We start from the raw sequence: 12,152 nt of genomic DNA, 5'->3' as shown, positions 1-12,152 counted from the left end.
GCTCGATCATGCTCCACGGGTCCGGGCGCGGGCCAGCACGACCAGCTCGGTCAGCTCGGGCTCGGGCAGCGCGTCGGCCGGCCACCAGCGCAGGTCCAGGGACTCGTCCGAGACCGCCGTCTCCGCGCCGGGTGCCGCGACCGCGACGAACCGCACGTCCAGGTGGTGCACCGGCCGGGCCGGGTCGCCGGTGCCCGGCCGGCAGAACGGCACGACGTGCTCGTCGAGGTGCACCGGGACGGCGTCGAGCACGAGCCCCGCGATCCCGGACTCCTCGCGCGCCTCGCGGGCGGCGGCGTCGGCCAGCGACACGTCCCCGGCCTCCAGGTGGCCGCCGAGCTGGAACCAGCGCCGCGCCTTGGCGTGCAGGGTGAGGAGCACCCGCGCGCCGTCGTGCGACAGCACCAGGGTCGACGCCGTCAGGTGGTCCGGCACCGACTCCCGGAACACCCCGTCGGCGTGCGCCTCGAGGTGGGTGACGTACCGCGCCCGGAGGCGCTCCTGCTCCGGCGTCGGCCCGGTCCAGGAGCGCAGGGTCGCCAGGGCGTCGGCGTGCAGCGACGTGCCGGGCAGCGTCCCTGGCCGTGTTCCCGGCTGAGTCTCGCGGCCCACCTCAGCGGCGCCGCAGCACCGGGTTGGCCAGGACGCCCACACCCTCGACCTCGACCTCGACGCGGTCGCCCTGGTCGATCCGGCCCACGCCGGCGGGGGTGCCGGTGAGGATCACGTCGCCGGGCAGCAGGGTCATGGCCTCGGAGATGTACGAGACGAGGAACGGCACGTCGAACACCATGTCGCGGGTGCGGCCGTCCTGGCGGGGCTCGCCGTTGACGCGCGAGCGCACGGCGACGTCCTCCGGGTTCAGGTCGGTGTCGATCCACGGGCCGAGTGGGCACGAGGTGTCGAAGCCCTTGGCGCGGGCCCACTGGCCGTCGGTGCGCTGGGCGTCCCGCGCGGTCACGTCGTTCGCGACGGTGTACCCGAGGATGTACGACGACGCGTTCTCCGGGGTGACGTCCTTGCAGACCTTGGAGATCACGACGGCCAGCTCGGCCTCGTAGGAGACCTCCTGCGTGAAGTCCGGCAGCACGATCGGGTCGTCCGGGCCGACCACGGCGGTGTTCGGCTTGAAGAACAGCAGCGGCGTGGTCGGGACATCGCCGCCCATCTCCTTGGCGTGGTCGGCGTAGTTCTTGCCCACGCACACGATCTTGGAGCGCGGGATCACCGGGGCGAGCAGCCGGACGCCGTCGCCCAGCTCGATGCGCTCGCCGGTCGGCATGGCCGGCATGTAGAGGGGGTCGCCACCCAGCACGGCGAGGAAGGTCTTGTCGCCCTCCTGCTGCACGAGGGCGAAGCGGGGGTCGTCTCCGGTGGTGAATCTCGCGATACGCACGGGCTCAGCGTAAGCCGCGCGAGGCCGTGGACCCCCGTCAGGGGTGGGTCAGGGGCGGTTCAGGGCCCCAGCCCAGGTCATCCCCGATGCCGGGGGCCCGCCCACGTCCATAGCGTGACGCACGGGACGACCCGGCCGCGCACGGCGCCGGGCACGGCGACGAGGAGCTCGGATGAGGAACGACCGGACCGGGGCGCGGCGGGTGCGCCTCCGCGCGGCACAGGGCGTCGCGCTCCTGACGGCGGCGGTGGTCGCGTTCGCCCCGGCGGCGTCGGCAGCGGCGGACGACGCCGACGTCGACCGGCACCTGGCCGAGTACGTCCGGGTGCACCGCGCCCCGGGCCTGGCCCTGGTGACGCTGGCCGACGGCGACGCGCACGTGCGGGTGCACGGGACGACGGGCAGCGGTGCACCGGTCGGCGAGGACACGCCGATGCGCATCGGCTCGATGAGCAAGGCGTTCACCGCGCTGGCGGTGCTGCAGCAGGTGGACGCCGGGCGGTTCGAGCTCGACGACCCGGTCGTCGAGGTGCTCCCGGAGTTCCGCCTGGCCGACGACCGGTACCGCTCGATCACGGTCGAGCACCTCCTGACGCACCGGTCCGGCCTGGCCGCGACGGGGCTGGAGTACTCCTCCGACCCGGCGTCGGCGCCCGCGGAGACCGTCGGCCGGCTGGCACCCGAGAAGCTGGCCGCCGACCCGGGAACCACCACCCTGTACAGCAACGCCGGCTACGCGGTGCTGGCCCGGCTGGTCGAGCGCACGGCCGACGCCGACTTCGGCCCGTACCTCGACCAGAACGTCTTCGAGCCGCTCGGCATGTCGTCCACGACCGTCACCGAGCGCTGCGACGCCGAGCCGGCCGGCCTCGACCGGGGCTTCTCCCTGCTGGGTCCCGTGCGGGTCGCCGTGCCGGAGCTCCCGCTCGCCTGCGCCGGGAGCGGCGGCATCGTCTCGACCGCCCGGGACATGACGGCCTGGCTGCGGTTCCAGGTGGGCGACGGCACGTCCGCGACGGGCGAGCGGCTGCTGCGCGAGGAGACCTTCCGCGCGTTCCACGACGTCCCGGCGAGCGGCGCGGAGTACGGGTACGGCTGGCACGGCACCACGGCCGACGGCGACGACGCGCCCCTGGTCGGGCACGGCGGCACGCTCGCCACCTTCGCGTCCGGGATCGAGTTCTCCCCGGTGACCGGGACCGGCGCCGTGGTGCTCGCCAACGCCGCCGGGGATCCCATGGCACTGACGCGCGACGCCGTCGTGGCGGTCGACGGCGGCACGCCCCTGCCGATGACCAACCCGTTCGACCCGTTCAACGCCGTCCTCGTGGGCGTCGCCGCGCTCGTCCTGCTGGCCGGGGTGCTCGTCGTCGTCCGCTCCCACCGGTGGGCGGAGCGCCGCGCCGCCGGCTCCCGGCGCGCCACCGTGCTGCGCCTGGTGCCGCTCGCGCTGGTCACGCTCCTCGGCGCGGCGCTCCCCTGGCTCGGGGCCACGCTCATGGGCCTGTCCGAACCCGTGGCCGCCTACCGCGTCGTGCTGTGGCTGTACCCCGCGGTGGTGCTGCTGGGCGTGGCGCTCGTGCTGGCGGCGGGCGGCGGGCTCGCCGCCCGCCTCGTCCGGCTCCGGGGCGAACAGGTCAGGCGCGCGCCAGGACCTCGCCGTTGAGCACCGCGAACCAGCCGTCCGGTGCCGCGGCCCACTCGCGCCAGCCCTGGGCGAGCTGTTCGAGGGCCACGTCGTCCGCGAGCGCCGAGTCCTTGGCCTGCACGGCGAAGTTCGACTCGGTGCAGCGCTCGGCCCACAGCCCGCCCCACCAGGTGCGGTCGTCGGGGGTGGCGTAGCACCAGACGCTCGCTCCGGGCTCGATCGTGGCGGGGTCGAAACCGGCGTCCCGCACCCACGAGGCGAGCCGGCGCCCGGCGTCGGGCTCGAAGCCGTAGGTGTGCGTGACCTCGTGGTAGAGCATGTTCCACTCGGTGAGCTCCGCGGACTCCGGGTACCAGGTCATGGCCTCGTAGTCGGCGTCGCGCACCGCGACGAACCCGCCCGGCTTGGCCACGCGCCTCATCTCGCGCAGGGCCGCGACCGGGTCGGAGAGGTGCTGCAGGAGCTGGTGGGCGAAGACGACGTCGAACGAGTCGTCCTCGAAGGGCAGCTCATAGGCGTTGGCGTGCTCGAAGCTGATGTTCTTGGTGCCGTGCGCGTCGGCGAGGCCGCGGGCCGACTCCAGCACGTCGTCGGAGGCGTCGACGCCGACGACGCTGCCCTGTGTCAGCCGCTCGGCGAAGTCGACGGTGACGGTGCCGGGGCCGCAGCCCACGTCGAGCAGCGTCATGTCGGAGAGCAGGTGCGGCAGCAGGAACGCGGCGGAGTTCGCCGCCGTCCGGCGCCGGTGCGAGCGCAGCACCGACTCGTGGTGCCCGTGCGTGTAGGACTCGGACTCCTTGGTCAGGTCGGTCCCCGCGCCCGGGTTGTCGGGGCTCTCCGCACCGCGGGTCAGGCTCGTCAGGCTGCTGGGGGCGTCGACCGCGTCGATGGGGTCGGTGCCCGCGGGCGTCGTCCGGTCGCGGGCGGGGCCGCCGCTGCCGTCGTTGGCGGGATCGCCGAATCGGCCGCCGAACCGGTTGCCGAGCTCGTGGCTGGGCGTCGGGACGGACGGGTCGATGCGGGCCGAGTCGTGCTCGTTGGCGCTGCCGGTCATGGCCGCACTGTATGTGCGCCGCACGGGCGTGCACATCCGCGTTCTCATCCTTCGGGACGGTTGTCCAGCTGATCACCCGGCGTGGCCCCCGCGCGCCGGTCCGCGCGACGCGCAAGGATGCGCGCATGTCCACGCTTGCCCAGCCGTCCTCCCGCGTGCGGAGCACCCTCCGCGACCACCTGCTCGGCGGCCCGGGCCGCGTGCTCGGCGCCGACATCGCGCGGGGCGTCGCGGTGCTCGGCATGTTCACGGCGCACGTGGGCGTCACCTCGGACGATCTCGGCACGTTCGAGGGCTGGCTGAGCCTCGCGCACGGGCGGTCGTCGATCCTGTTCGCGACGGTCGCCGGCCTGTCCCTGGCCCTGGTCACGGGCGGTTCCACACCGTTCACCGGCGAGCGGATGCGCACGGCCCGCGCCCGGATCCTCGTGCGCGTCGTGCTGCTCCTGGCCCTGGTCGCGGTGCTCGACCTGTTCGGCACCCGCGTGCTGCTCATCCTGGGCTTCTACGCCGCCTACTTCGTGCTGGCGCTGCCGTTCCTGCGCGTGCCGCCGGGGCGGCTGGCGGCGATCGCCGTGCTGGTCGCGGTGGTGGGTCCGGTCCTCGTCTACTACGGGCCGGAGGCGCTGGCCCGCGCCGGCCTGCGAGCGCCGCACGACGGTTCCGGCGCGGCCACCGACTTTCTCCTCACGGGCCACTACCCCGCCCTGGTCTGGATGGCGTACGTGCTCGCCGGGCTCGCGCTGGGGCGCTGCGACCTGCGGTCGCCCACGGTGCACCTGGGCCTGGTGGCGGGCGGGTTCGGGGTGGCCGCCCTGACGGCGGTCGCCTCGGCGGTCCTGGTGGCCGACGCCGGGGGTCTCACCGCGATCGAGGGGCAGGTCACCGTGACGTCGTCGGAGTTCGCGGCATCCCCGCCCGCCTGGTCGGACCCCTGGCCGCCCGTGTCCGGGCTGTACCTGGAGGGGCCGCACGACGACACGATGTTCGAGGCGCTCGGCTCCGGCGGGTTCGCGCTCGGCGTGCTCGGGCTGTGCCTGCTGCTCGGCGGGGTGGCGCGGGACGGCTGGTCGGCCGGGGCCGTCGCGGGGGCCGGGGACAACGCGGCGGCACGGGACGGAGCGCAGACAGGCGGCGTCCTGCAGGCCGCTCGCGTCGTCGTGCTGGCGTTCGTGACGCCGCTGGCCGCCGTCGGCGCGCTGGCCCTGACCGTCTACTCCCTGCAGATCGTCACCATCTGGTGGTGGACCCGCACCTACTGGGACCTCCTCGACCCCGCGACCAACACGCCGCTGGGCTGGATGGTGCTCGTCACCCTCGTCGTGGCGACGCTGTGGCGGGCTCTGCTGGGCCGCGGCCCGCTGGAGCGCCTGTTCGGGTGGGTCGCCCGGAAGTCGTTCCCGTAGCGCCCGGACCGGACGCCCGACCGCTGGAGGATCGTCTGTCACATAACTTACAAGTGCACAGTGCTGAGGTGGTGTCTGGACCCGAACCTGTCGTGCGGGCGTCCCTGCGGCGGTTCCTTTGAGTCCGTACCGATCGCGGGACCTCGGACACCGGGCTATTTTGAATCGGCGGCTCCAGCCCGCGGGCATGTTCCGCTCGCGTCAACGACCTCGACGGGTGGTCCCCTCATGACTGGTGTTCGACGAGAGCTGTCCGGCAGCCCCCGACGATGGCAGGCGGTCGCGACAGGCGCTGCCGTGGGGATTCTCGCGGTGCTGGGAATCGGGTCCGCGGCGTTCGCCGCACCGTCGATCGTGATCGATTTCGACGACCCGGGGTACACCATCGGCCCGGGTAGCCCGTCCGGACAGAACGGGTGGCTGGCCAACGGCACGGGCTTCGACCTCGCACTCGTCGAGAACTCGTCCTTTCCCGACTCCGGCCTGGGTGCGGGACGGAGCCTGAGGGTCTCGAACGCGACGATCCCGGGCACGAGGTTTCTCCGGTCGCCGATCATCGACAGCGCGGGAGAGCCGGGAGTGGCAGGAGCCACGGCCAACACGTTCGCCGCGCGGTACACGGTGGCATCGGCGACCGGCGCTGTGCAGGACGGTCTGCTGCTCGAGGTCCCGATCGACTCCGCGTCCAGGTACGGAGGCGTGATCGTCCTGCGGCACACGGCCGCCGGGCTCGAGATCGGGAGCTTCTGGCTGCCGCCGGAGGCGACGGGGGCAGGCCTCAGCCAGTGGCGCTCGGAGACGTTCGCCGTCGTCGATCCGTCGGTGCCGCACACCATCGACATCTCTGCCCTGTTCCGTGCCGACGCGAGCGACGTCGTGCGGATCCTGGTGGACGGCGAGCTCGTCTCGGCCTGCTCGGGCGTCACGACCTGGGAGAACTATTTCCGGGTCACTGGCAACGCCACCGACGCGCTGGTCGACGAGCTGACGTTCCGGCTGACCACGAGCGCTCCTTCGGAGAGCGGCGTCGGCTATCTCACGGGGCTTCCGCCCGCTCCGGGGACGGCCGGGAACGGGTTCCTGTTCGCCGACATCGGCTACGAGGTGTTCGACAGCGAGCTCCCGAGCCCGGCGAACCCCGACGAGGAGGTGGCGCCGGAACCCACGGCCACCCCGGACGCGCCGCTCGCCGTAGATCCCGATGCACTCACGGGCGGGGGCACCGTCACGGTCACCGGTTCCGGCTTCCAGGCGGGCGAAGACGTCCTCGCGGTCCTGTACCCCGAGGCGACGCCGCTCGGCTGGCTGACGGCGGACGAGTCGGGAGACGTCGCGGGCGACCTGGACGTCCCGGAGGACGTCGCCCCCGGCGCCAAGGAGATTCAGGTGAGCGGAGCGGCCAGCGACTGCACGGCGCTGGGGTCTCTCGACATTCAGGCGGTCGAGCCCACACCCAGCCCGACCCCCACGCCCACGCCGACACCGGAACCCGCACCGACCGGCGCGCCGACCACGGGTCCCGAACCTTCCGCGGGACCGGCCGACCCGGGCAGCGGCGCGGGCGAGTCGGGCGGCCTCGCCGCGACGGGCAGTTCCTGGGTGACACCGGGTCTGCTCGCGACGGCGCTGCTCGGCACGGGCGCCGTCCTCCTGGCCGTCGCGCGCCGGATGCGCACGTCGAAGGAGCACGGCGCGCCTCAGTGACCGATGTGATGGTCGACCGGGCGCAGCAGCCGCCGCGCTCTCTGGGAACCACGCGCGGCCCTGCAGCGAGCGGGGGGTCGTGACCCAGCTCTACCCCCTGCGTGACAAGGTGAACGTCACCAACGTCATGGCCGGGTACAGCTAGAGCGTCACCTCGCCGACGATCGTCGTGAACGTGTCGCCGCCCACCCACACCTCGCCGTCGGACAGCTTCTCGACGTGGACGCGCCCGGCACGCCCCAGCGCCGTCCCCTGCGACGCGACGTACGACGACGGCAGCACGTCGCCGGCGAGCCACTGCCCGAGGCCCGCGTTGAGGCTGCCGGTCACCGGGTCCTCCCCCACCCCGATGGACGGGACGAACGCACGCACCTCGACGGCGGGCGCGTCGGCGTCGCCGCTCCCGTGACCGCTCGGGTACTCGCCGACGACGCCCAGCTTGAGGTCGCCCATCGCCACGAGGTCCGGCTCCAGGCCGAGCACCGTGCCGGCGTCGCGGAGCTGGACCGCGACCCAGCCCGGACCGTTGTCGACCCAGGCCGAGCGGACGACGTCGGACACCCCCAGGCGCAGCGAGCGCGCGATCTGCTCCACGTCGGCGTCGTCGACGGCGCCCGACCGGGTCAGGGGCGGACCGGCGAACGCGAGGCGCTGCCCCGCGCCCGTGTCCTCGCGCCGCACCCGCACCAGGCCCACGCCGCACTCCTGGACCACGTCCGGCCCGCGGGGCACGCCGCCCGCCTCCAGCCAGGCGTGCGCGGTGCCGAGCGTCGGGTGACCGGCGAACGGCAGCTCACCGCCCGGCGTCCAGATCCGCACGCGGTAGTCGGCGCCGGCGTCCCACCCGGCCTCGGTCGGGTCGAGCAGGAACGTGGTCTCGGAGAGGTTGGTCCACCGGGCGAAGGCGGCCAGCTGCTCGTCGGTGAGGCCGTCGGCCCCGTGCACGACGGCGACGGGGTTGCCGCCCGTCGGGGTGGCGGAGAAGACGTTGACCTGACGGAACGGACGCGACGGGTGGCTCATGCCCGCCACGCTATCCAGCCGGTCCCTACGTGTCAGACCGCGCCCCACGTGTCAGATGTACAGGACACCCGAGTGACCTGTACGTCTGACACGTGCTCGAGGGCTGACAGGTCAGGCCGGGAAGATCTCGTCCAGCTCCGCAAGATCCTCCGCCGTCGGCGTCCAGGTCCAGGCCTGGGCGTTGCCGCGCACCTGCTCGGGCCGGGTGGCGCCGGCGATCACCGACGACACCTCGGGCCGGGACAGCAGCCACGAGAACGCGACGGTGGTCTCGGCGACGCCGCGCTCCCGGCAGAACGCTCCGAACCGGTCGAGCACCGCCCACGGGGCGGTCTCCAGCAGGTCGCGCTTCTGGACCACCAGCCGGGATCCGTCCGGCCGGGCGCCGCCCGTGTACTTGCCGGTGAGCAGACCGTTAGCCAGGGGGAAGAACGGCAGCACGCCGATCCCGTAGGCCCGCGCGGCCGGCAGCACCTCGCGCTCCAGACCCCGACTGAGCAGGGAGTACTGGTTCTGCGCGGAGACGAACCGGGTGCCGCCGGCCGCCCGGGCCACGTGCTCGGCGTCGGCCACCTGCCAGCCGCGGAAGTTCGAGTGGCCCACGTAGCGGACCTTGCCGGAGCGGACGAGGTCGTCCAGGGCGGCGAGCGTCTCGTCGACCGGGGTCGCCGGGTCGGGCGCGTGGAGCTGGTAGAGGTCGATCCAGTCCGTGCCCAGCCGGCGCAGCGACGCCTCGGCCGCCCGCACGATGTACCGGCGCGACCCACGCGCCCCGAAGTCCTGGCCGTTCGCGCCGTGCACGTCGAGCCCGAACTTCGTGGCGATGAGCACGTCGTCGCGGCGCCCCTTGAGCGCGGCGCCGAGGAGCTCCTCGGACAGCCCGGGCCGGGCGCCGTAGGCGTCCGCGGTGTCGAAGAAGGTCACGCCCGCGTCGACCGCGGCGTCGACCAGGGCCGTGGCCCCCTCCGCGGTCTCGGTGACGGTGCCGGGGCGGCCGAGGTTGTTGCACCCCAGGCCGACGACGGGAACGGACAGGCCGGAGCGCCCGAGGCGGCGCAGAGGAAGGTCGGACATGGTCGCACCCTATGCGTCGCGCGCGGCGCGGCCCGAGCCGCGGTGCCCGGGCCGTCGCGCACCGCCGGCCGGGCCCGGACGGGTGTCGCGGCCGCCGTACCCTGGACCGGTGACCACAGTCCTCGGCAGGCCGACCGCGGCGCTGCTCCCCGAGGAGTGGGTGCCCCTCGCCGCCGCCCACGCCGGGCGCGCGGACGCGCTCACCGCGGTCTGGCGCGCCGCCCGCGCGGCCGGGCGCAAGCACGCGATCGAGGACTTCCTGTTCACGTACTACCCCACGCGCGTCGCACACCTGCGCCGCTGGCACCCGGGTGCGGGCGTCGCCCTCGCGCTGCCCGACGGCGGGGGCGTGCTCGACCCGGAGGACCGCACCGCCTGGCGGTGGCACCGGGTGTCCCGGCCGGACGGCGCCGTGACGCTCGACCTCGACGCGTTCCTCGCCGACCGCGGCGACACCGTGCGGTACGTCCGCGAGCTGCTGTCGGCGACGGCGTCGCGGCCCGGCACGTTCGGCTGCTTCGGGCTGCACGAGTGGGCCATGGTCTACCGCGACCGCGAGGCGGGCCGCGACCAGCGGCACCCGCTGCCGCTCCGGCTCGGGCACGAGGGCACCGACGCCGTGGTCGAGGCCAACCCCGTGCGCTGCTCGCACTTCGACGCGTTCCGGTTCTTCACGCCGGAGGCGACGTCGCGCAACCAGCTCCAGCCGACGCGCGCCGCCCAGGTCGGCATGGAGCAGCCGGGCTGCCTGCACGCCAACATGGACCTCTACAAGTGGTGCCTCAAGCTCGGCCCGGCCGTGCCCGGCGACCTGCTGCTCGACGCGTTCGAGCTGGCCCGCGACATCCGCTGGACCGACATGGCGGCCTCCCCGTACGACGTCTCCGAGTACGGCGTGGCCGCCATCCGGATCGAGACGCCCGACGGCAAGGCCGAGTACGTGCGCCGGCAGCGCGACTTCGCGCGCCGGTCCGGCGCGCTCCGGCAGCGCCTGCTCCAGGCCTGCGACGCGGTGCTCGGCACGCCGTAACCGGCGCCGATCCGCGGATCTCGGGCCCGCGCGAGTACGTAGTTGCCCTACTTGTCGCCGGGTCCTCCCCCTTTCTAGCGTCGTGTCTGTCGCACCCGAGCACTCAGGAGCACTCCAGGAAGTTCCCAAGTTCGTAGTTCCCCACTACAGATCACGAGGTGAGCCCCATGAGAGTCACCGCACCGCAGACACCCGTCGTCAGAGTCCTGCTCGGCGTCCTCGCCGTCCTGGCCCTGACCCTGACGGCGCTGGTCGCCACACCGAACGCCCTGACCCCCAGGGCCGAGGCCCACGGCTGGGTCGTCTCGCCACCGAGCCGACAGGACCACTGCGCCAAGCGGACCGTGAGCTGGTCCTGCAACGGCGTCGAATGGGAGCCGCAGAGCGTGGAGGCACCGAAGGGGTCGAAGCTCTGTTCGGGCGGCAGCCGCTTCACCACGCTGGACAACAGCTCCCTTGCCTGGCCCCGTACCAGCATCAGCAGCACGCACACCTTCCGGTGGACCCTGACGGCCTTCCACCGGACGGCCAGCTGGGAGTACTTCGTGGACGGCCAGCTCTTCAAGACGGTGAACGACAACGGGGCCACACCGCCCGCGACCGTCACGCACACCCTCACGGGCCTGCCGAGCGGCAACCACACGATCCTCGCCCGGTGGAACGTGTACGACACCGCCATGGCGTTCTACGCCTGCATGGACGTCAACATCGGTGGTGGCAGCCCGAGCGCCGGCCAGACGGCGGTCGACGGGCGCCTGCTGGCCGCCCAGCTGTGACCGCTCGCCGGTAGACGGCCGCCAGGAACGACGGCCGGAACGGCCGGTCTCCCCCGCCGGGGAGGCCGGCCGTTCGCCTGTCCTACGACAGACGACCGCGTGACTGACTCGCCGCGCGGAATGCGGCGAGTCAGTCGCTCGGTCGGACTGCCCCGCTGACTCGGCGAGCGCGGTGCGGTGAGTCAGATGGCCGGTCCTGATCACGTGCGTGACGACCCGTTCGGGCACCCACGGCCGAAAAATACGGGGAACCGCGTACGAATTCACCCTCATTGTCAGCAAAGCGACCATTTCCTAGGTTCGATGCCTACCCGGAAAATTTCACCCGCTCGACGCGGACGCGGCGCACCCACCCCAGGGCCTCGCCCGGGCCGGGCGTCCCGCTCGCACAACGGAAGGCATCACCGTGAACCGTGCACGAACCGCAAGCCCGCAGACCCGCCTCCTGCTCTCCGCGCTCGCCGCCCTGGCACTCGCGGCGGCTTTCCTCACCGCCGCCCCCAGCGCGCTGCTGCCGCAGGCGCAGGCCCACGGCTGGATCACCAGCCCGCCGAGCCGCGCGGACCACTGCGCCACCGGCGCCGTGAGCTTCGACTGCGGCGGCCTCCAGTACGAGCCGCAGAGCATCGAGGCCCCGAAGGGCTCCACGCAGTGCTCGGGCGGCAGCGGCTTCACCGTGGTCGACGACGACTCGCTGCCCTGGCCGCGCACCACCATCGGCGGCGACACCACGTTCCGCTGGCAGATCACCGCCCGGCACGCCACCTCCACGTGGGAGTACTTCGTGGACGGCCAGCTCTTCAAGACCGTGGACGACGGCGGCGCCCAGCCCGGCGCGACCGTCGAGCACACCCTGACCGGCCTGCCCGCCGGCGACCACACGATCTTCGCCCGCTGGAACATCGCCAACACCGTCAACGCGTTCTACCAGTGCGTCGACGTCACGGTGACCGGCGCCGCCGCGGCCGACGCCGGCGCGGACACGCAGGCGCCCACCGCCCTCGGCACGCGCGGGGCGCTGACCGCCGTCTGACGCCCAGG

11 protein-coding genes are annotated in these 12,152 nt (G+C 73.6%); 6 read left to right on the top strand and 5 right to left on the bottom strand.

All coding sequences use genetic code 11. The features are described 5' to 3' along the window. Positions 1-6: 6 nt before the first annotated feature. Both QRN56_RS22960 and QRN56_RS22955 read right to left on the bottom strand, forming a co-directional pair. A complete protein-coding gene (locus tag QRN56_RS22960) occupies positions 7-612 on the bottom strand; it encodes an NUDIX domain-containing protein (RefSeq protein WP_285107214.1) in 606 nt (201 codons plus the stop codon). Position 613: 1 nt separating this feature from the next. Then, a complete protein-coding gene (locus QRN56_RS22955; RefSeq protein ID WP_285107212.1) occupies positions 614-1,396 on the bottom strand; it encodes a fumarylacetoacetate hydrolase family protein in 783 nt (260 codons plus the stop codon). A gap of 172 nt (positions 1,397-1,568) precedes the next feature. Here QRN56_RS22955 and QRN56_RS22950 point away from each other — a divergent pair, with 172 nt between their 5' ends. Then, positions 1,569-3,062 carry a serine hydrolase domain-containing protein gene (locus QRN56_RS22950; RefSeq protein WP_285107211.1) on the top strand — a complete coding sequence of 498 codons (1,494 nt, stop codon included), beginning with the start codon at positions 1,569-1,571 and terminating at the stop codon, positions 3,060-3,062. Here the strand turns inward: QRN56_RS22950 and QRN56_RS22945 are convergent. After that, entirely contained in the window at positions 3,034-3,849 is an 816-nt protein-coding gene (locus QRN56_RS22945) for a class I SAM-dependent methyltransferase (protein WP_285107305.1), read from the bottom strand. The two genes, QRN56_RS22950 and QRN56_RS22945, sit on opposite strands and share 29 nt — an antisense overlap. Before the next feature lie 374 nt (positions 3,850-4,223). On the opposite strand from QRN56_RS22945, the gene QRN56_RS22940 reads away from it, so the two are divergent. Then, on the top strand, positions 4,224-5,504 hold the full coding sequence (locus QRN56_RS22940) for a heparan-alpha-glucosaminide N-acetyltransferase domain-containing protein (protein ID WP_285107210.1): 1,281 nt from the start codon (positions 4,224-4,226) through the stop codon (positions 5,502-5,504). A gap of 312 nt (positions 5,505-5,816) precedes the next feature. Continuing rightward, positions 5,817-7,208, top strand: a complete 1,392-nt coding sequence (locus tag QRN56_RS22935) for a hypothetical protein (RefSeq protein WP_285107208.1) — start codon at positions 5,817-5,819, stop codon at positions 7,206-7,208. Positions 7,209-7,349: 141 nt separating this feature from the next. Here QRN56_RS22935 and QRN56_RS22930 read toward each other — a convergent pair whose 3' ends face one another. Then, on the bottom strand, positions 7,350-8,231 hold the full coding sequence (locus QRN56_RS22930; protein ID WP_285107206.1) for a PhzF family phenazine biosynthesis protein: 882 nt from the start codon (positions 8,229-8,231) through the stop codon (positions 7,350-7,352). A gap of 111 nt (positions 8,232-8,342) precedes the next feature. After that, complete coding sequence (locus QRN56_RS22925; RefSeq protein ID WP_285107204.1) at positions 8,343-9,305, bottom strand: aldo/keto reductase; 963 nt, start codon at positions 9,303-9,305, stop codon at positions 8,343-8,345. Between the two features lie 109 nt (positions 9,306-9,414). Between QRN56_RS22925 and QRN56_RS22920 the strand changes: the two genes are divergently transcribed. From QRN56_RS22920 to QRN56_RS22910, 3 genes are all read left to right on the top strand, one after another. Continuing rightward, a complete protein-coding gene (locus QRN56_RS22920) occupies positions 9,415-10,335 on the top strand; it encodes a 3-methyladenine DNA glycosylase (protein ID WP_285107202.1) in 921 nt (306 codons plus the stop codon). Positions 10,336-10,502: 167 nt separating this feature from the next. Then, a complete protein-coding gene (locus QRN56_RS22915) occupies positions 10,503-11,111 on the top strand; it encodes a lytic polysaccharide monooxygenase auxiliary activity family 9 protein (RefSeq protein WP_285107200.1) in 609 nt (202 codons plus the stop codon). Positions 11,112-11,517: 406 nt separating this feature from the next. Then, the gene (locus QRN56_RS22910) at positions 11,518-12,144 is read left to right on the top strand and encodes a lytic polysaccharide monooxygenase auxiliary activity family 9 protein (protein ID WP_285107198.1); all 627 of its coding nucleotides are present in this window, start codon (positions 11,518-11,520) and stop codon (positions 12,142-12,144) included. Positions 12,145-12,152: the final 8 nt, after the last annotated feature.

The organism is Promicromonospora sp. MEB111, assembly GCF_030209445.1.
Lineage (GTDB): Bacteria > Actinomycetota > Actinomycetes > Actinomycetales > Cellulomonadaceae > Promicromonospora.
The sequence above is the reverse complement of the archived record's forward strand: the minus strand, read 5'-3'. Positions and strand labels throughout refer to the sequence as shown.

Coding starts and splice junctions, on each gene's coding strand:
- QRN56_RS22930 (WP_285107206.1), bottom strand. CDS start 8,231: ATGAGCCACCCGTCGCGTCCGTTCCGTCAGGTCAACGTCTTCTCCGCC.
- QRN56_RS22950 (WP_285107211.1), top strand. CDS start 1,569: ATGAGGAACGACCGGACCGGGGCGCGGCGGGTGCGCCTCCGCGCGGCA.
- QRN56_RS22925 (WP_285107204.1), bottom strand. CDS start 9,305: ATGTCCGACCTTCCTCTGCGCCGCCTCGGGCGCTCCGGCCTGTCCGTT.
- QRN56_RS22940 (WP_285107210.1), top strand. CDS start 4,224: ATGTCCACGCTTGCCCAGCCGTCCTCCCGCGTGCGGAGCACCCTCCGC.
- QRN56_RS22915 (WP_285107200.1), top strand. CDS start 10,503: ATGAGAGTCACCGCACCGCAGACACCCGTCGTCAGAGTCCTGCTCGGC.